The sequence below is a fragment of the Mailhella massiliensis genome (assembly GCF_020741395.1).
Taxonomy (GTDB): Bacteria; Desulfobacterota; Desulfovibrionia; order Desulfovibrionales; family Desulfovibrionaceae; genus Mailhella; species Mailhella massiliensis_A.
In genome coordinates, this window is sequence record NZ_DYZA01000078.1 from 1 (window position 1) to 18,032 (window position 18,032).

Here is an 18,032-nt window from a genome sequence, read left to right on the forward strand (position 1 = left end):
CATTGTGACCTCCTTTTGATTTGCTTATGGGCGCAGTTGCCAGACCGCACCTCTTTCTTAGCAAATCAAAAGGAGTGTTTATAACCTACGCATAACTATAAGTTTTCGGGAACCCCCAGCCTAGCTGGGGGGTTTCTTTTAACCAAGAAGCCGGAGCGCCTTCGCGCCCCGGCCTTTAATGTCCGGCTCCGCGTCGCGGGTACGCCGTCCTGCTAGCTGCCCTTGCGGGAAAGCAGCGGAGAGTTGTACATTTTAATGGAAGCCTGAGCGCCGAGCTGGCTCAAGTAGATCTGATAGGCCACGCTCGCCCTGTCCGCTCTGAGGCGCTCCACCATCTGCGCTTCGGCCTGCTTCCATTCCTCTTCCGAGGGGGCCTCAATGGCCGAAAGACGGGCAAGGACGGCGCCGTCCTGCACACGGTAGGGCTCGTTGAGCCACGCGTCGCTCACCACGGGTACCTGGAAGGCAGCCTGAGCAAGAGCCGGATCGGCGATGAGGTCGGCGATGTTGCCGTCGCGGCCGAAGGGTTCACTGGTCTTGATGACCGCGCCTTCGGCGGGTTTACCGTTCTGGAAGGCGGCACGGGCCTTGCGTGCCTCGTCCATGGCCATTTCCGCAGCCTTCTGCCCGGTAAGGAATTCCACGATGAGCGGACGCACTTCTTCCAAGGGCTTCACACTCTGCGGCTTGCTTTCCAACACCTTGACGACCAGGAGCGCATTACCGGATGCCACGGGGCTGTCCAGTACGGAACCGGCGGCGGAGGCCATGATGTTCTGCACGTCCACCTCGCGGATATTAAGCTTCTCACCCAAATCCTCGGCGGAAACGGAGCCGGTCTGCTCTGCCTTCACGGACTTGGAAGCGGCGGCGGAAGCGGCTTCTTCCATGCTCTTCCCGGCAAGAGCCTGCGCGAGTACGGCGTCGGCCTTTTCTTCAAGCCCGTGCGACGCTGCCTCGGTGGCCAGGTCGGCGCGCAGGGAATCCTTCACTTCATCGAAGCTGTGCGTAACGGCGGCCTTGTGGCCTTCCTTTTTAATAAGATGGAAGCCGAACTGTGTGCGCACAGGGGCGGATACTTCCCCGTCCTTCAGCGCAAAGGCGGCCTTGGAAAACTCCGGCACCATCTGACCGGCAGCGAACCAGCCGAGATCGCCGCCCTGTGCAGCCGTACCGTCCTGACCGTGCTTCTTGGCCACTTCCGCGAAATCCTCGCCGCCGCGGATACGGCCTTCCAGAGCCTTGATTTCCTCTTCAGCCTTCTTCACTTCGGCCTCCGGGGCATTCGCGGCCACACGGATGAGAATATGACGGGCCTGAATCTGCTCTTCTTCCGTAAACTGCGCGAGGCGGGCGTCATAGGCGGCGCGAAGCTCCTCTTCCGTCACGGCAGAAGGATCGCCCATGACTGCGGGATCGAGACGAATGAATTCCACGTTCACGCTGGGCGGCACGGCAAAGTTCGCACTCTGCGCTTCGTAGGTCTTCACAATATCATCTTCGGAAGGTGCGGCCTTGTCCTTATGAACGGAGGCGGGGAAGAGAATATAGTCCACGCGGCGGCGCTCGGCGGCATAATCGAAAATAGCCTTTACCGCCACGGGAGAAACATAGGCCCCGGCCGTCACCAGGCGCTGGAGCTTGGCGGGCAGCATGGATTTCGCCTGGTCGGTTTCAAACTGACGAGGCGTGATGTGGTTCTTGCTGAGCACTTCCTTGTAGACTTCGGCATCGAACTTTCCGTCCTTCTGGAAATAAGGCAGCTGCTCAAGCAGGGCGCGCAGCTCATAAGCGCTTATGGTCAGTCCGGCGCGCTCCGCCTCGTCTTCAATGAGCTTTTCCTGGATGAGCGACTGAAGCACCCGCTGCTCCAGCTGGAAACTTTCCAGCATTTCCTGCGTCATGTTGGGGATGGAACGGCGCAGGTTGTCTTCCATCATGGCATAAGCCCTCTGGAATTCCACCTCGGTGATGTTCTTGCCGTTCACAGAGGCCACAAGCCCTTTGGGGCCGCTGTAGGAGCCTATGCCCCAGAAAACGAAAACCACGATGATGATGCCGAAAGCCAGTTTTACGCCCAGCGACTGGGCATTGGCTCTGATGCCGTCCAGCATGACGACTCCTTGCTTGCAGTTGATTGATGTTCACAAAGCCGGCCGAAATTCCGGCATATCACTCCGCGCGGCGGGCACGAACGGCGTTGAGCAAGCCGCCAGCCTTAAGAACGCCCCATTCCTTTTCGGAAAGGTCATTGCGCACGACCACCTCTCCCACACCTTCGATGGTCAAGACAGCCTCCCCTCCCGCCGCCATGGACGAAGTATCCAAGCGCACGGCGGAACCGGGCATGACGCGTTCATAATCCGCCCCATCCACAAAGATGAGCGGAAGGATACCGAAATTGATAAGATTGGCCCTGTGTATGCGCGCGAACGACTTGGCAAGCACGGCGCGCACGCCCAGATGCCGGGGGGCGAGGGCGGCGTGTTCTCGGCTGGATCCCTGGCCGTAGTTTTCCCCGGCCACAATAACGCCGGCAAGGCCCTCCGCCTTTGCCTTATCCTGGCGGGCCACGAAGCCTTCGTCCGTGCGACTGAACACATGGCGGGCAATGGCGGGCACATTGGAGCGCAAGGCGGTGATCTCCGCGCCTGCGGGCATGATGTGGTCGGTAGTGATGCCATCGCCTACCTTGAGGGTGACTTCGCCGGAAAGAAGCGCGGGCAGGGACTCAAAGGTCTCCAGCGCCACGATGTTCGGGCCGCGGAGAATTTCCACACGGGCACGTTCCTCTTCCGTTTCCGCAGGAAAAAGGAAGTGATGGCGCCCGCCAGGAATATGGGCGGGAAAATCGGGATGGGCAGGAGCCTCTCCCCAGGTCGCCGGGTCGGTGAAACGGCCGTTCAGGGCGCACTGGGCCGCCGTGACGGGGCTGACCAGATACACACGAGCGTCGCGCGTGCCGCTGCGGCCCTCGAAATTACGGTTGAAGGTACGCACGGACACGCCGCCGGACACGGGCGAGCTTCCCATGCCGATGCACGGGCCGCACGCACATTCCAGAAGTCTCACGCCGCTTTCCAGAAGGGACGTGAGCGAACCTTCCTCGGTGAGCATGGAAAGCACCTGGCGGGAACCGGGAGCCATGCAGGTGTCCGTTTCCGGGCAGACCTTGCGGCCGCGCAGAGTTTCCGCCACCAGATGCAGGTCGGCATACGAGGAATTGGTGCAGGACCCCATGGCCACCTGATCCACGCGGAGTCCGTCGAGCTCCGCCACAGGAACGACTCTGTCGGGCATGTGGGGCTGCGCCGCGAGAGGTACTATGGAGGAAAGATCCACTTCCATTTCCTCGTCGTACTGTGAGCCTTCATCGGCATACAGAGGTTCCCAGTCGTCTTCACGGCCCATCTGACGCAGAAATTCCCGGGTACGCTCATCGGACGGGAACAAGGAGCCGGTAGCCCCGAGTTCCGCGCCCATGTTGGTAATGGTGGCACGCTCAGGCACGGAAAGGGTGGCCACGCCGGGGCCGCAATATTCAAAGATGCGCCCCACCCCGCCCTTGACGCTCAGGCGGGAAAGCATGTGCAGAATCACGTCCTTGGCCTGCGCCCAGCCCTGAAGGCGGCCGGTGAGATACACCTTCACCACCCTGGGCATGGGGATGGAATAGGGTTCTCCGGCCATGGCCAGCGCCACGGAAAGGCCGCCCGCGCCCATGGCAAGGCAGCCCATGCCCCCTGCGTTGGGGGTATGACTGTCGGAACCGAGAAGGATACGCCCGGGGCGGGCGAAATTCTCCAGATGCAGCTGATGGCAGATGCCGGTTCCCGGCGCGGAGTACACGGCGCCGAAACGCTGGGCGCAGGTGCGCAGGAAACGGTGATCGTCGGGGTTGCGGAAGCCCATCTGCAGGGTATTGTGGTCCACATAGCTCACCGAAAGCTCGGTGCGCACTGAGGTCAGACCGAGAGCTTCAAACTGAAGCCAGGCCATGGTTCCCGTGGCATCCTGGGTGAGCGTCTGATCCACACGAAGGCCGATTTCCTTTCCGGGAATCATGTCCCCTTCCAGAAGATGGGCGCTGATAATCTTATGAGCGATGTTCATGGCAAAAACCTTTCCGGCCGGCTTGAGCGGCGTATTCCTGACGGCAATTCCAAAAAAGGCCGCAATATGCCCATGGCTCCGCCCTGCGCGGACGCGGGAGGCGAAGCTTCGGAGCTCTCGAAAGCCCCATTTATACAAAGATAATGCGCGGAGGGCAAGCGCGGATATGGCCAAAGGGGCGGCTCCCGGCACGGCCTTTTCACAAAAAAGCCCCTGAAGAGCTCCGGTTGCAGAGAACGAAGCTTAGGCTTATACTGCTTCCGATTTTTCCTTCGGAGTTCCCATGGCAGAAAACATCGGCATTATCGCAGGCGGCGGCCAGTTTCCCCGCCTTGTGGCAGAAAAGGCCCGGGCGGCGGGCCTCGGCGTAGTCATCTGCGGCTTTCAAGGGCATACCGACCCCTCCACCATGGAGCACGCCGACGCGTTCGAGTTGCTTCATCTGGGGCAGCTTGGCCGCATGATCAGCTTTTTCAAGGAGCATCATGTGACAAGGGCCTGCATGGCCGGTTCCATCAGCAAGCCGAAGGCCCTTGACTTCCGCCCCGACTGGAGAGCCGCCAAGCTCCTCTTCACTCTGAAGAAAAAGGGCGACGATGCGCTCCTTCGTGCTATCATGGCAGATATTGAAAAAGACGGCATACGCATCGTCGCCTCGGCAGACCTCGCTCCCGGCCTGCGTGCCCCGAAAGGCACGCTCACCCGCCGAGCCCCCACCGAGGAGGAGTGGAAGGACATACGCTACGGCTGGCCCATCGCCCGCTCCATGGGCACCTTCGACATAGGCCAGTGTCTCATCGTGCGCGAAGGCATGGTCATGGCCGTGGAGTGTCTGGAAGGCACCGACGCCGCCATAGAACGTGGGGCAAAACTCGGCGGCAACGGCTGCGTCGCCATTAAAATGGTGAAACCCGGTCAGGACGAACGGGTGGATCTGCCCTCCGTGGGCCTTGCCACCATACGCAACCTGGTGGAGCATCACTACGCCGCGCTGGCCATACAGGCAGAAAAAACGCTGTTCTTCGACAGGGAGGAAGCCCTTGCCCTCGCCGATGAGTACGGCCTTGCCGTGGTAGCCCTTCCCGAAGATTTCGCCTGAAAACGCCCCCGCACGGGGGCTTTCCCCTGAGAAAACCCATGCCTTCCCCGAAAGATCGCGTTACGCGCGGCCAGCTCGTTACGCTCGGTCTTTTCATCTGCGGCCTCGCCGGCTGCGTCCTCTCCGGCATATCCCTGCTCTGGGCCCTCGGTTTCGGCCTTGTCTGCTTTTCCGGCTACGCGCGCAGCGTAGGCCTCTCCTTCCCCGTCATTGCAAAGCTGCTCCTTCAGGGGGTGCTGCGCATTGCGAACATTCTCACCATTTTCACGCTTATCGGCATGCTCACAGGGGTATGGCGCATAAGCGGTACCATCCCCCTGCTCATCGACACGGCCCTCTCCCTCATTGATCCCACATTTTTCGTACTCTGGAGCTTCCTTCTGTGCGCCGCGCTGAGCTCGCTCATCGGCACGGCATTCGGTACCGTGAGCACCCTCGGCGTGGTGTGCATGCTCATAGCCCATACCGCAGACTTCAATGAAGTACTCGTAGGAGGGGCCATTTTAAGCGGTATCTATGTAGGGGATCGCTGCTCTCCCATGTCCTCCAGCGCGGCGCTCGTCTGCGCGCTCACCCATACCGACATTTACGGCAATTTCAAAAGGATGTTGAGAAACGGGGCCCTGCCTTTCTTCCTGACATGCCTGGGGTACGCCCTCCTTTCCCTCCTGGGGCCGGAACACGTCATGCCCGAAGGGGCGACAGACGCCCTGCGCGGATATTTCCGCTTCAACTTCTGGGTGCTTCTGCCTGCGCTTATCATCCTCATTTTCGGCATGCTGCGCATCGACGTAAAAAAGGCCATGACCACAAGCATCGTTGCAGCCTCCGGCGCGGCGTTCATCTTTCAGGGCGCCTCTCCCTCCGCCCTGCTCTCTTCCATGGTTCTGGGTTACCAGGCCCCCTTTGAGGAACTTGCCACGCTCAGCGGAGGAGGCATCATCTCCATGGCGGACGTGGCCGCCATTGTGGCCATTTCCTCTTCCTATTCCGCCCTGTTTGAAAAATCCGGCCTGCTGGACAGTTTTGAATACATGATAGAACGCCTTGCCCTGCACATAGGAGCCTTTCGGGCCACCACACTGGTGGGGCTGCTCACCACGGGACTTTCCTGTAATCAGACGCTTTCCATCATCCTCACCCGGCAGCTCTGCGCCCATGCCCAGCACAACCGACGTGAAATGGCCATGTACCTGGAAAACAGCGTGGTGGTGCTTTCCGCCGTACTGCCGTGGAGCATAGCCTTTTCCATGTGCGGTCTCACCCTACAGCAGGGGCCGGAAATCATTCCCTTCGCCCTGTATTTATGGATGCTGCCCCTTTACTGGTGCCTACGTTCCCGCAACATGCATCAGTCCTGTCCAAGGCCTTTCTTTCAGTTTCTTCTTGCAAAAAAACATCACCGGGATTAAAAAAAGACGTCCGCCAGCTAGGGGAGCCTTTACGGCTGAGAAAGAGGATCATGCCTCTGACCCTTGGAACCTGATGCAGTCAGTACTGCCGAAGGGAAGCCTGGTTTCTCTGCAAGGAACCTCACGCCCGCCCCTTTGGCGGGCGTTTTTTGTTCATCTTCAGCGAGGTTTCCATGCGCATTACCGTCAACGGCGAAACAGAAGAGATCACCGAAGGCCTCACCCTGCTCGATATCATACTCGAACGCGGGCTCGACCCCCGCGTCGTGGTCGCCGAGCTCAACCGCGACATTGTTGCCCAAGACAACTTCGCTGCCGTTCGTCTCAACCCGGGCGACAGCCTGGAGCTTCTGCATTTTGTGGGAGGAGGTTAACATGCAAGAAGACAAACTTGTCATAGGCGGCGTAGAACTCTCAAGCCGCCTTTTCATCGGCACCGGCAAATACAGCGACGATGCTCTCATCCCTGCCGTCTGTGAAGCGAGCGCCTCGCAAGTCATCACCGTGGCCATGCGCCGTGTGGACAGGGGCGGAACGGGCGTCATGGGGCATATTCCCCCCACCATGCGCCTTCTGCCCAATACCTCCGGCGCGCGCAACGCAGAGGAAGCCGTTCGCCTTGCCCGGCTGGCCCGTGCCGCAGGCTGCGGCAACTGGATTAAAATCGAAGTCATATCCGATGCGCGCCACCTTCTGCCCGACGGCTATGAAACTGCGAAGGCCACGGAAATCCTGGCCAAGGAAGGCTTCACCGTCCTTCCCTACATCAACCCCGATCTCTATGTAGCCCGTGCCTGCGTCAATGCCGGTGCGGCGGCCGTCATGCCCCTCGGAGCGCCCATAGGCACCAACCGCGGCCTGCGAACCAAAGAAATGATCGGCATCCTTATTGAGGAAATAGAGCTCCCTATCGTGGTGGATGCGGGCATCGGACGCCCCTCGCAGGCCTGCGAAGCCATGGAAATGGGCGCAGCTGCCTGCCTGGTCAATACCGGTATCGCCTCTTCGAACGACCCCGTGACCATGGCCAGGGCCTTCCGCCGCGCTGTGGAAGCAGGCCGCGCCGCATATCTTGCCGGAGCGGGAGCCGTCATAAGCGGCGGGGCCGTGGCCTCCTCGCCCCTGACGGGCTTTCTGCGCTGACCCTCGCTTTCAGAGCCTGCACCTTTATCCGACTTGATCCGAGCGGGCCAGGAAAACTGCGGCTTTTATGAAAAGCTACTAGTCCTTATTTTTTCGTTTCAAAGCTTGGGGCTCCGGCAAGGCGGCAGGACACCCGCTTCCCTAGAAAGTCGGCCTGCCGGAGCCTCCCGCATCGTAGAGGCATCATTATGACCCATCCTGTTCTGGAAGATCACTTTGCGCCTGGAGAGGCGCATTTCGACGAATGTCTGGGCGAATGGCCGAGGGAACGCCGCGCGGCGCTCGCCTCTGCCGCCACAGAGCGCGACGTGCTCGCCGCCCTGGAAAAGGACGTGCTGCGCCCGGAAGACTTCATGGCCCTACTTTCCCCTGCGGCCGAACCCTTTCTGGAACAAATGGCCCGGCGCTCCCGGGAGATCACGCTCCGCTTCTTCGGCCGGGCGGTGAACATCTTCTCGCCGCTGTACATTTCCGATATCTGCACCAATCACTGCCGCTACTGCGGCTTCAACGCAGACAATCGTCAGAAGCGCCGCCACCTCAGCGTAGATGAGGCCGCGGCCGAAGCCTTCGCCCTGGCGGACGCGGGCATCTCCCATATCCTTCTGCTCACCGGAGACGCTCGTCACATCGCCTCCCCGGAGTATATCGCCCAGGTAGCCGAACGTATCAAGCCTCGCTTTGCCTCCGTGAGCGTGGAGGTCTATTCCCTCACGCTGGAAGAATACCGGATGCTCCTCAGAAGCGGAGTGGACAGCATGACCATGTTCCAGGAGACCTACAACAGAGAGCTCTACGAATGGCTGCATCCGGCAGGCCCCAAACACGACTTTCTGTGGAGGCTGAACACTCCCGCCCGCGCTGCGAAGGCCGGGTTGCACGGCGTGGGCATAGGTGCTCTCTTGGGGCTTGACGAATTCATCCACGACGCATTCTGCACAGGACTGCACGCCTGGTGGCTGCAGAAGCATTTCCCCGGCGTGGACGTAGGCCTTTCCGTGCCGCGCATGTGCCCCCATGAAGGCAGCTTCGAGGTGAAGCACGGCGTGGGCGACAGGCAGTTCGTCCAGTACATTACGGCGCTGCGCTGTTTTCTGCCCCGTTGCGGCATTACGGTTTCCAGCCGGGAAAGTGCCGATATGCGCAACCACATCGTGCCCATCGGTGTGACGCGCGTTTCCGCAGGTGTGTCCACGGCCGTGGGCGGCCGCGTGGTGGAGGCGGAAAATTCCGGTCAGTTCGATATTTCCGACCATCGCTCCGTGCCGGAAATGATCCGCGACCTCGCGGCCCTGGGCTATCAGGCCGTGGCCAAGGACTGGGAAGGCTGCGATTTCTAGCCATGCTGGACGACGTCCTTTCCTCCTTCACCCCGGAACAGCGGCAAAGGCTCAACTCGGCCCGCGTGGGTATTGCAGGCGCGGGGGGGCTCGGCTCCAACGTGGCCATGATGCTTGCCCGCTCAGGCGTGGGCAGGCTCCTCATTGTGGACGGCGACATAGTCGAGCCTTCCAACCTCAACCGCCAGCACTACTTTCCCGTTCATGTAGGGCGCCCCAAGGTGGAGGCTCTCGCGGAGCAGCTTCTTGCCTTGAACCCGGACATTGACGTGGATGCCCACATGATGTGGCTGGACAAAGACAACATTCCCGCACTGCTCGATGAGGCGGAACTCTGGATAGAAGCCCTGGACGGAGCGGAAAGCAAGGCGCTTTTCGCCTCCATGGCTCTTGCCGCAGAGAGGCCCGTCATCTGCGCCTCAGGCATGGGCGGTATCGGCGGATTCGCCATGAAGCGCCGCCGCCTGGGCGGCTTGACTGTGGTGGGAGATTTTTGCTCCGACGTAACCCACCTTCCCCCGTTTGCACCACGCGTCATGCAGTGCGCCGCCATGCAGGCCGACGCCGCTCTGGAATGGCTGCTTACCGGAACCATTAAAGAACTGCTTTAAGGATTGTGCTATGCCCCGCATACTTCCCGGAGAAACCGATATCTACGCCCTTACCGATTCCCGCCTCGCCCTCGGTCGGAGCGTGGAAGAACAGGCCCGCGCTCTGCTTTCCGCAGGAGTGAAGATATTGCAGTACCGTGAAAAGCACGCCTCTGCCGGGCGCATGCTGGAAGAATGTCGAATTCTGCGCCGCCTCACCCAGGAGGCCGGAGCCGCCTTCATCGTCAACGACCATATCGATATCGCCATGCTGGTTGATGCCGACGGCGTCCATGTAGGGCAGGACGATCTGCCCGTCACGGAAGTACGTCGCCTGCTCGGGCAGGACAAAATCATCGGCCTCTCCACGCACAGCCCGGAGCAGGCGAAGGCTGCCGTACTCGCCGGAGCCGATTACATAGGTGTGGGGCCCATCTTTGCCACGCAGACCAAGGAAGACGTGTGCGCGCCTGTGGGCTTCTCCTATCTTGAGTGGGTGGCAAATCACATCAGCCTGCCCTTTGTGGCCATAGGCGGCATCAAGGAACACAACATCGGCGAAGCGGCAAGGCGCGGGGCAAAATGCTGCGCCCTCGTTTCCGAGCTTGTGGGCGCTCCGGATATTGCCGCCAAGGTGCAGGCCGTGCGTCATGCCATGCATCATGCCTGAGGCGATCCGAAAACCATGATAAAAAGGCGTTGCTTGCCCGCCCTCCTCCCCAGGCAACCCCTACAACATCGGGCCCTTCCGAAAACGAAAAGACGTGCAGGAAGGGCCTGTTCCCCTACTGGACGCAGGGAGCCCTTCCTTCGTTCCAGAAAAGGCTGGACGCAAACGACACGGCAGAGGCCGTTTTTGCATTCCCGCCCCTGCCCTCTCCGACCATACGGAGCTTCGGCCCTTTCGGACGAGGTGCCCGAGACTTTTGGAGAATGAAAAGGGCTACCTCATCCGGTCCGCATCCATCACGGGCATGATGCGCGGCTCCTCCCATTCCCGGTAGCGGGAAAGCAGCACGGTAAGGAGCGCGCCTTCCTCCGTTACCCCTTCCGGCACGTCCGACGGCGCAAGATAATAGGAAATCCTGGTATCCATCCCTTCCATGACGCTGCGGCTGGTCACAAAAATATAACCGCATGCACGGGCGAAAGCCTCGGCTTCGGTCCGGGTGTCGAAAGGATGCACATTGCCTGCGGCATCGTGAAATTCAAATCTGTTCATCATACGTCCTCAGTGCTTTCGGCCTCCTGCCCGGCCCGGGGCCCGTCCTCCTGAAAACAAGATGCCCGGACCCGGCCCGACAATACCCAGGAAAAGACTATGGAAGCTCTTTCTGCCACGCCGACCTTAGCCCGGGGAGAAAACGGCCGTCAAGGCGGAAGCAAGGAGAGCCGCCTTTCCTCCTCGGCAAGAGCCTTTTCTCCGAAGGCAAAGCTTTCTCCGACTTGTCAGAGGCCGGGGAAAGAACTATAGGAAAGGGACGTACATTACCGGCGTACCGTCCGCCGGAGCAACAAAGGAAGTTTTATTATGAGCGATTGCGATCACAAGTGCGGCAGCTGCGGCCAGGACTGTGCGGAACGCACCGAACCCGTAGACATGAAGGTGAAGCCCCACAAGTTCTCCACCATAAAGAAAGTCATCGGCGTGGTGAGCGGCAAGGGCGGCGTGGGCAAGTCCCTGGTCACCGGCCTGCTCGCCTCCAAAATGCAACGCCGCGGCTCCCATGCCGCCGTACTCGACGCCGATATCACCGGTCCCTCCATTCCCCGCCTCTTCGGCATCACAAAACGCATGACGGGCACGCAGCTCGGCCTGAACCCCGTGCGTTCCGCCACCGGTGTGGATATAGCCTCCATGAACTTGCTGCTTGAGCATGATACTGATCCCGTAGTCTGGCGCGGGCCTGTCATTGCCAACGTCGTCACCCAGTTCTGGTCGGAAGTTATCTGGAACAATGTGGACTACATGTTCGTGGATATGCCTCCCGGCACAGGCGACGTGCCCCTTACCGTTTACCAGTCTCTACCCATCGACGGCATCGTCATCGTGACTTCTCCGCAGGAACTTGTCTCCATGATCGTGGAAAAGGCCGTGAACATGGCCAGGTTGGACGGTCTGAACATCCCCGTCATTGGGATTGTGGAAAACATGTCCTACTTTGAATGTCCCGACTGCGGCAAACGCCATTCCATCTTCGGCGAAAGCCGTCTGGAAGAAATCGCCGCCCAGTACGGCATCAAGCACACCGCGCGCCTGCCCATTGATTCCTCCATCGCCCGCTCCTGCGACCAGGGCGCCATTGAGGCGGTGGACAGCCCCTGGCTGGACGATATTGCCGACGCCATAAGCCATCTGTAAGCCCGATCAGCATTCCCTCAGCGCAATATGAGGAGCGGATCACGCGAAGGCACAGTAGCGTCATACCCCGAAGGGCGGAGCCGGGCTCCGTCCTTTTTATTTTCTTCACCCGAGCCGCCCATAGGTGCAGCTCTCGCGCTCACGGCATGAAAAAACGCCCTTTCCCCCGCAAGGGAAAGGGCGTTTTTTCTCTGGACTGCCAAGCCTACCAGCGGGAAAGGATCTGATAGGCCGTGGTGGCAACAAGCATGGCCACGCAGGTATTAAAGACAAAGCTGAACAGCGCCCACTTCACTGAGCCTGTCTCCATGCGAATGGTGGCAAGGCTGACGAAGCACGGAGCGTAAAGCAGCACGAACAGAAGGAAGGATACTACAGAAGGGATGCTCCAGTTGTCATCCCTGGCAATGAACTGGGCCAGTGTAGCGGAATCCTCCCCCGTATCATAAAGAGAATAGGCCGTGCCGAGGGTAGTTACAATGACTTCCTTGGCGGCCAGCCCGCCGAGAAGGGAGATGTTGGCTTCCCAGCTGAAGCCCGCATAGCGGCTCACCGGTTCCATAGCAGCGCCTATGCGCCCGGCCACGGTATGGCGCAGCATTTCTTCGCTGAAACGGCCGTTCTCCCCACGTATGGCTTCTTCCAGCGTGCGCTGGAGCTCCGACCCTGCGGGCGCAAGGCTGAGTTTCTGCTGGAGATCCTGAAGCGTGGCTACATGGCTTTGTACCCTGTCTTCAGGCAGTCCGGGATACGTCATAGCCGCCCAGACCACGATGGATATGGCGAGAATGACGGTACCGGCCTTTTTCAGATATTCCCAGGTACGTTCCCCGGCATGAATGACCATGCCCTGCAAGGTAGGCATACGGTAAGGAGGAAGTTCCATGACGAAGGGTGTAGCCGGGCCTTTGATGAATGAAGAACGCAGAACGCGCGCGGCCAGCATGGCCACCACCCAGCCCGTGAGGGTGAGCCCGAACATGACGAGAGCCTCGTTTCCGGGGAAGAACACTCCGGCGAACACGATGAAAACAGGCAGCTTCGCACCGCAGGCCATGAAGGGTACGGTAAGGAGCGTGGCCAGCTTCTCACGCGGACTGCGCAGGGTACGCGCGGCCATAATGCCGGGTACCGCGCAGCCCCCGGCAATGCCGCCGCCCAGAATATACGGCACGACGGAAGCGCCGTGCAGGCCGAAAATACGGAAGATGCGGTCGAGCATATACGCCATACGCGCCATATAGCCGGAATCTTCCAATATGGCGATCTGCATGAAAATAAGCAGGATAAGAGGCACGAAGCACATCACGCCCCCCACGCCGTCGATGATGCCCGAGGTAATCATGGATTTCAGCACGCCGTCGGCCATGCCTGCATCCACAACATCGCGCAGCCAGCCGAAAAGCGCCTCCACCCACTGCATGGGAACTTCCCCCAGAGTGAAGGTGATTCGGTACATGAGGTACATGATGCCGAGCATGATGAGCGGACCGAGAAACTGATGAGTGAGTATATGGTCGGCCCTGTCGGAAAGATCCATGCGTTGAGCAATATCATCGCGCCGCGTGAGCACGCCGCGCAGAAGGGAACTTATGTAGCCGTAGCGATAATCGGCAATAATGGCTTCCGCACTGGTACCCAGAGTGGCCTTGAGGTGCGCCTCCACCTCGTCGAGGTGTTCCTTCACATGGGCCATGACTTCGGGCTTGTCGTGGCTGAGCTCGGAAAGAATTTCCTCATCATTTTCCAGAAGCTTCAGGGCCAGCCAGCGCGTGGGGTACGGAGCACAGCCTATGCCCTCCTCATCCAGCGATTCCGTCAGATGCTCCAGCACGGGATCAAGATCAGGCCCGTAGGAAATATGCAGAGGCTTCCACGGCTGCCCTTCCTTTTCCCGGCTGAAGGCCATGGTCTCGCGCAGATATTTCTGCAATCCCTCCCCTGTACGGGCCACAGTCTCCACCACAGGAACGCCGAGCCTCCGGGAAAGGGTGGTTACGTCTATACTCATGCCCATGGCGCGGGCCTCGTCCATCATGTTCAGGCCTATGGATACGGGAACGCCCATTTCCATGAGCTGCACGGCGAGGTAAAGGTTGCGCTCCAGAGCCCCGGCATTGAGCAGCGCCATGACGGCCAGAGGCCTTTCCCTGCCTATGACGCGCCTTGCCACCCTCTCTTCCTGAGTATAGGCCGTAAGGGAATAAGCTCCCGGCAGGTCGATGATGCGTATGGATTCCCCGTCGCAGTGGGCAATACCTTCCTTCTGCTCCACGGTAATGCCGGGATAGTTGCCTACATGCTGGCGCGCGCCGGTAAGCGCGTTGAACGATGTAGTCTTTCCTGAATTGGGATTTCCGGCAAGCGCCAAGGTGGGCATTCCGCCTCGCGGAAAGCCTTCATCGGAATGATGGAAATAAGACATCAGTCGTTAGTCTCCACCAGGATGAAATCAGCCTCGTTGTTGCGCAGGCTTAAAGTAAAGCCGGGCAGACGGAGGGCGACAGGGTCGCGCAAAGGTGCGCGGCCTATCACTTCCACTTCGGCCCCGGTCACAAGCCCCATGTCGCGGATGCGGCGGCCCAGTTCCCCATCGGCCAGCACGGAAGCGATGCGCGCCTTGCGGCCCACGGGAAGAGAACGAAGAGGTATACTCATGGCAACATCCTTCAAAATGCTGAGGTTCAGCTCCTCGCATCGGGAGTTCAGGGCCGCGCGGGGAAAGCCCGCTTTTTTCCTGCCGACCCTTGCCGGAGGCCCGCCTGTTCACTGAAAGTCCCGACACTGATGCGATGCAACAAGCTACCCCCCCGAAGGCGGCCTTGTCAAATCATACGGGGTGTTCTTGCCCCCACGGACAAGCTGTGGCATAGTCGGGCCGTCGCTTCAAGCTATCCGCGTTTGTTGCGGAAATTTTCCTCTCCTCCTACCGCCACAGGCAACATCCATGCTTCCCCTGCTCGACGTTCAGCGCCTTACCGTTTCCTTCGGCTCCGTCCCCGTAGTCCGCGACCTCAGCTTCCGCCTTTTTCAAGGCCGTACGCTCTGCCTCGTGGGCGAATCCGGTTCTGGAAAAAGCATGACGGCTTTCTCCCTCATGCGCCTGGTGCCGGAGCCCGGCCGCATCGTTTCCGGCTCGCTTCTCTTTGCCGGGGAAGACCTCCTGGAACTTGACGAAAAAGCCATGCGCGCCAGGCGCGGGCGCGATATCTCCATGATTTTCCAGGAACCCATGACCTCCCTCAATCCTGTACTGCGCATAGGCGGGCAGATTGCGGAACCCATGGAAATCCATCAGGGCCTCAGCCACGGCGCGGCGCTGGAAAAAGCCGTCGAACTCATGGCCTTGGTGGGTATTCCCGACCCTCGCCGCAGGCTTTCCGACTATCCGCACCAGTTTTCCGGCGGCATGCGCCAGCGAGTGATGATAGCCATGGCCCTGGCCTGCTCCCCGAGGCTGCTTCTGGCCGATGAACCCACCACGGCGCTCGATATCACCATTCAGGGGCAGATACTGCGCCTTCTCGGCCGCCTTGCAAAAGAGCGGGACATGGGCGTGCTGCTCATCACCCACGACCTCGGGGTGGTGGCGGAAGCCGCAGACGACGTGGCCGTGATGTATGCCGGGCAGCTGGTGGAACAGGCCCCGGTGGCCGACTTTTTCGAGCGCCCTCTTCACCCCTATTCCGAAGGGCTCATGGCCTGTGCCCCTCTGGTGGGCAATCACGACAGCCGGCGCCTCCCTTCCATCCCCGGTATGGTGCCCCTGCCCTCGGAACTGCCCGAGGGGTGCGCCTTCCGCCCGCGCTGCCCCTATGCCGCCAAAGAATGTCTGGCCTCCCCGCCCCTTCAGGAGGCCGGAGAAGGGCGTCTGGTGCGCTGCTGGAAGCCCCTCGCATAAAAATTCCCTCCGGACGAAAAAAAAGCTTGCCAAAGGCGGGCAAATCTACTAAGAACATTCCTGCGCCGAAGTGGTGAAATTGGTAGACACGCTAGGTTCAGGGTCTAGTTCCCGTTCGGGAGTAAGAGTTCGAGTCTCTTCTTCGGCACCAGTGAAAAGTAAGGGCTATGGTTTTTACCATAGCCTTTTTTTTCGTGAAAAAGTAAATTGCCCTTCTGGCGGCCCTTTTCGCGTTGCTCTGCCTTGTTCCATAAAGAATCCTCCCCTTCCGGATGCCGCAACGGATCAAGATTTCCGTTCTTTTTCAGGTTCACTGCATCTTTCTCCGACCTTCCCTCAGATGCCGTCCCGCTCTGTTCCCCTGACGCACGCCGGGGAGGACTCTTCCCGAACAGTCGTCGGCATATCGGGCGCAGTCATACGTGAACGGAAACCTTCCTGCCCGGCCTCTCGATCAGCACCGGGAAAAACACTCCGATCCATGCCGTGCGCACCATGAAAACAGCCACTCATCTTTGCGAGTACCGTTCCTCCGCCGTCCCTGTCGGAGCCATTACCGTATTCTTAAATTACGGTTCGTTTTCCTTCCCCCCCCAAGGCCTAGTTCTAAAAACTCTCAGCGGCACGAAAAAAGCTCTCCTCATCAACTGACAAAAGCATAAAAAATATATATCTAACTTGTCGAAAAAGTGTACTTTTTTGCCACCGACAAATTGTGTCAGTCGTTAGTTCGTCCTATATCAGGGAAGCGCCGAAAATTCCAGTAAAAAAATAATATTTCCACGCACGGAATCCCCCCTGTCCAAAAAGTACACCTTTTCGACACCCGGGGCGGAACCATGGCGGAAAAAATGCAGCACAGCTTCAACGGAGCCGTTGCCGACGACGCGCTTCTGTTCGAAGATTTCGTCCGGAGCCGCTATCTGCCCTTTGTGCGCGAAAACAAACGCAGCTGGAAAACGGACGAGCGATACCTTGCCTCCCATGTTCTCCCCTACCTGGGGGCGCTTGCCCTGAAGGACATAGACGAAAACGCGCTCGGGCATTGGCTCGCCACGCTGGAAATCACGGGCCTTTCCCCCTCTTCCTGCTACCGCATCTTCTGGCTGGTCAAATACATCCTGAACTGCGCCGTACGCTGGCATGTGCTGCCCAGCGACAAAGCCTTCAAAAACGCCGTCTGCGTGAGAAAAAAGCTGCGACGGCCGGAAACTCTTTCCCCGGGTGAAGCCCTCGCCCTCATCCGCCTGCTCGAATCCTATGCCGACAGGCCCAGCGCCCGGGCCATTCACCTGCTCCTGCTCACAGGAGCCTCCAAATCCGAAATACTCCGCACCCGCTGGGAAGACGTGGATCTCTCCCGCGGCCTGCTTGTCGCCGGCAACACCTTCACAGGCCGCAAGCGCCTTATCCCGCTCAACAACGAAGCCATAAAGCTTATCCGCAGGCTTCCCCGCAGAGATGGCGTGCCGTGGCTCTTCTCCTCCCCTTCCGGCAAGCCTCTGGTCTCTCTTTTCTACACCTGGAACATGTTGCGCAAAAAGCTCGGCAGACCGGAACTGCGCCTTGCCGACCTCCGCCACTCCTTCGCAGGCTTTCTCGTGAACATGGGCATGCGGCAAACCGACGTTGTCGCCATCATGGGCCACTATCTGCCGAGGTCTCTGGAACTGGTACGAAATAATCCAACGGTAAATAAGGAAACAGCATGAAAGGCATACTTCTTGCGGGCGGCAGCGGCACAAGGCTTTACCCGCTCACGCGCATCACGTCAAAGCAGCTTCTGCCTGTATATGACAAGCCCATGATCTATTATCCGCTCTCCACGCTCATGCTCTTCGACATACGGGAGATACTCATCATTTCCACTCCCGAAGACACGCCGAACATCGAACGCCTTTTAGGCGACGGCTCAAAGCTCGGGCTCAAGCTTTCCTACAAAGTACAGCCGGAGCCCAAGGGCATAGCGCAGGCCTTCACCCTGGGCGCGGATTTCGTGAGCAATGACGACGTGTGCCTCATCCTCGGGGACAACATCTTCTACATGGGCGACCAGATGAAGGTGTACCGCC

Annotated in this window: 16 protein-coding genes, 1 tRNA gene and 1 riboswitch; of the genes, 12 read left to right on the forward strand and 5 right to left on the reverse strand. The window is 59.6% G+C overall.

Annotated elements, in window-relative coordinates; translation table 11 throughout:
- Positions 1 to 212 precede the first annotated feature (212 nt).
- Together K8W16_RS04260 and K8W16_RS04265 are read right to left on the reverse strand one after the other, a co-directional pair.
- Positions 213 to 2,114 (reverse strand): SurA N-terminal domain-containing protein, encoded by a 1,902-nt coding sequence (locus K8W16_RS04260; RefSeq protein WP_304121426.1) that lies wholly within the window; start codon positions 2,112 to 2,114, stop codon positions 213 to 215.
- A 58-nt stretch (positions 2,115 to 2,172) separates the two neighbouring features.
- The gene (locus K8W16_RS04265) at positions 2,173 to 4,113 is read right to left on the reverse strand and encodes an aconitate hydratase (RefSeq protein ID WP_304121427.1); all 1,941 of its coding nucleotides are present in this window, start codon (positions 4,111 to 4,113) and stop codon (positions 2,173 to 2,175) included.
- A 283-nt stretch (positions 4,114 to 4,396) separates the two neighbouring features.
- On the opposite strand from K8W16_RS04265, the gene K8W16_RS04270 reads away from it, so the two are divergent.
- From K8W16_RS04270 to thiE, 7 genes are all read left to right on the forward strand, one after another.
- Positions 4,397 to 5,212: an LpxI family protein gene (locus K8W16_RS04270; RefSeq protein WP_304121428.1), complete on the forward strand. Its 816-nt coding sequence runs from the start codon at positions 4,397 to 4,399 to the stop codon at positions 5,210 to 5,212.
- 38 nt (positions 5,213 to 5,250) lie between these two features.
- Positions 5,251 to 6,624, forward strand: coding sequence for a Na+/H+ antiporter NhaC family protein (locus tag K8W16_RS04275; protein ID WP_304121429.1), 1,374 nt, complete (start codon positions 5,251 to 5,253; stop codon positions 6,622 to 6,624).
- 9 nt (positions 6,625 to 6,633) lie between these two features.
- Positions 6,634 to 6,739, forward strand: a riboswitch (TPP riboswitch).
- Between the two features lie 58 nt (positions 6,740 to 6,797).
- Entirely contained in the window at positions 6,798 to 6,998 is a 201-nt protein-coding gene (gene thiS, locus K8W16_RS04280; protein ID WP_304121430.1) for a sulfur carrier protein ThiS, read from the forward strand.
- Position 6,999: 1 nt separating this feature from the next.
- Positions 7,000 to 7,767: a thiazole synthase gene (locus K8W16_RS04285; protein WP_304121431.1), complete on the forward strand. Its 768-nt coding sequence runs from the start codon at positions 7,000 to 7,002 to the stop codon at positions 7,765 to 7,767.
- 188 nt (positions 7,768 to 7,955) lie between these two features.
- Positions 7,956 to 9,107: a 2-iminoacetate synthase ThiH gene (thiH, locus tag K8W16_RS04290; RefSeq protein WP_304121432.1), complete on the forward strand. Its 1,152-nt coding sequence runs from the start codon at positions 7,956 to 7,958 to the stop codon at positions 9,105 to 9,107.
- Between the two features lie 2 nt (positions 9,108 to 9,109).
- Positions 9,110 to 9,718 (forward strand): sulfur carrier protein ThiS adenylyltransferase ThiF, encoded by a 609-nt coding sequence (gene thiF / locus K8W16_RS04295; RefSeq protein ID WP_304121433.1) that lies wholly within the window; start codon positions 9,110 to 9,112, stop codon positions 9,716 to 9,718.
- A gap of 10 nt (positions 9,719 to 9,728) precedes the next feature.
- On the forward strand, positions 9,729 to 10,367 hold the full coding sequence (gene thiE / locus K8W16_RS04300) for a thiamine phosphate synthase (RefSeq protein WP_304121434.1): 639 nt from the start codon (positions 9,729 to 9,731) through the stop codon (positions 10,365 to 10,367).
- A 273-nt stretch (positions 10,368 to 10,640) separates the two neighbouring features.
- Here the strand turns inward: thiE and K8W16_RS04305 are convergent, their stop codons facing one another.
- Positions 10,641 to 10,922, reverse strand: a complete 282-nt coding sequence (locus K8W16_RS04305; protein WP_304121436.1) for a hypothetical protein — start codon at positions 10,920 to 10,922, stop codon at positions 10,641 to 10,643.
- 306 nt (positions 10,923 to 11,228) lie between these two features.
- Here K8W16_RS04305 and K8W16_RS04310 point away from each other — a divergent pair, with 306 nt between their 5' ends.
- Positions 11,229 to 12,059, forward strand: coding sequence for an Mrp/NBP35 family ATP-binding protein (locus tag K8W16_RS04310; RefSeq protein ID WP_304121438.1), 831 nt, complete (start codon positions 11,229 to 11,231; stop codon positions 12,057 to 12,059).
- A gap of 205 nt (positions 12,060 to 12,264) precedes the next feature.
- Here K8W16_RS04310 and feoB read toward each other — a convergent pair whose 3' ends face one another.
- Both feoB and K8W16_RS04320 read right to left on the reverse strand, forming a co-directional pair.
- Positions 12,265 to 14,439, reverse strand: coding sequence for a ferrous iron transport protein B (gene feoB, locus K8W16_RS04315; protein WP_304121440.1), 2,175 nt, complete (start codon positions 14,437 to 14,439; stop codon positions 12,265 to 12,267).
- A gap of 44 nt (positions 14,440 to 14,483) precedes the next feature.
- Positions 14,484 to 14,717, reverse strand: a complete 234-nt coding sequence (locus K8W16_RS04320; RefSeq protein WP_304121442.1) for a FeoA family protein — start codon at positions 14,715 to 14,717, stop codon at positions 14,484 to 14,486.
- A 289-nt stretch (positions 14,718 to 15,006) separates the two neighbouring features.
- Between K8W16_RS04320 and K8W16_RS04325 the strand changes: the two genes are divergently transcribed.
- The 4 genes from K8W16_RS04325 to K8W16_RS04340 form a co-directional block, all read left to right on the forward strand.
- The gene (locus tag K8W16_RS04325) at positions 15,007 to 15,960 is read left to right on the forward strand and encodes an ABC transporter ATP-binding protein (RefSeq protein WP_304121444.1); all 954 of its coding nucleotides are present in this window, start codon (positions 15,007 to 15,009) and stop codon (positions 15,958 to 15,960) included.
- Positions 15,961 to 16,024: 64 nt separating this feature from the next.
- Positions 16,025 to 16,111 (forward strand) — tRNA-Leu (locus tag K8W16_RS04330).
- Positions 16,112 to 16,799: 688 nt separating this feature from the next.
- Positions 16,800 to 17,672: a site-specific integrase gene (locus tag K8W16_RS04335; RefSeq protein ID WP_304121446.1), complete on the forward strand. Its 873-nt coding sequence runs from the start codon at positions 16,800 to 16,802 to the stop codon at positions 17,670 to 17,672.
- A partial coding sequence (locus K8W16_RS04340; RefSeq protein ID WP_304121448.1) for a sugar nucleotidyltransferase occupies positions 17,669 to 18,032 on the forward strand: 364 nt, incomplete at its 3' end. The genes K8W16_RS04335 and K8W16_RS04340, both read left to right, overlap by 4 nt.

What these genes read in the sequence shown, in the direction of transcription:
- K8W16_RS04305 (WP_304121436.1), bottom strand. Translation starts at nt 10,922, where the DNA reads ATGATGAACAGATTTGAATTTCACGATGCCGCAGGCAATGTGCATCCT.
- K8W16_RS04320 (WP_304121442.1), bottom strand. Translation starts at nt 14,717, where the DNA reads ATGAGTATACCTCTTCGTTCTCTTCCCGTGGGCCGCAAGGCGCGCATC.
- K8W16_RS04260 (WP_304121426.1), bottom strand. Translation starts at nt 2,114, where the DNA reads ATGCTGGACGGCATCAGAGCCAATGCCCAGTCGCTGGGCGTAAAACTG.
- thiS (WP_304121430.1), top strand. Translation starts at nt 6,798, where the DNA reads ATGCGCATTACCGTCAACGGCGAAACAGAAGAGATCACCGAAGGCCTC.
- thiF (WP_304121433.1), top strand. Translation starts at nt 9,110, where the DNA reads ATGCTGGACGACGTCCTTTCCTCCTTCACCCCGGAACAGCGGCAAAGG.
- K8W16_RS04335 (WP_304121446.1), top strand. Translation starts at nt 16,800, where the DNA reads ATGGCGGAAAAAATGCAGCACAGCTTCAACGGAGCCGTTGCCGACGAC.
- K8W16_RS04325 (WP_304121444.1), top strand. Translation starts at nt 15,007, where the DNA reads ATGCTTCCCCTGCTCGACGTTCAGCGCCTTACCGTTTCCTTCGGCTCC.
- feoB (WP_304121440.1), bottom strand. Translation starts at nt 14,439, where the DNA reads ATGCCCACCTTGGCGCTTGCCGGAAATCCCAATTCAGGAAAGACTACA.
- thiE (WP_304121434.1), top strand. Translation starts at nt 9,729, where the DNA reads ATGCCCCGCATACTTCCCGGAGAAACCGATATCTACGCCCTTACCGAT.
- K8W16_RS04310 (WP_304121438.1), top strand. Translation starts at nt 11,229, where the DNA reads ATGAGCGATTGCGATCACAAGTGCGGCAGCTGCGGCCAGGACTGTGCG.
- K8W16_RS04270 (WP_304121428.1), top strand. Translation starts at nt 4,397, where the DNA reads ATGGCAGAAAACATCGGCATTATCGCAGGCGGCGGCCAGTTTCCCCGC.
- K8W16_RS04275 (WP_304121429.1), top strand. Translation starts at nt 5,251, where the DNA reads ATGCCTTCCCCGAAAGATCGCGTTACGCGCGGCCAGCTCGTTACGCTC.
- K8W16_RS04285 (WP_304121431.1), top strand. Translation starts at nt 7,000, where the DNA reads ATGCAAGAAGACAAACTTGTCATAGGCGGCGTAGAACTCTCAAGCCGC.
- K8W16_RS04265 (WP_304121427.1), bottom strand. Translation starts at nt 4,113, where the DNA reads ATGAACATCGCTCATAAGATTATCAGCGCCCATCTTCTGGAAGGGGAC.
- thiH (WP_304121432.1), top strand. Translation starts at nt 7,956, where the DNA reads ATGACCCATCCTGTTCTGGAAGATCACTTTGCGCCTGGAGAGGCGCAT.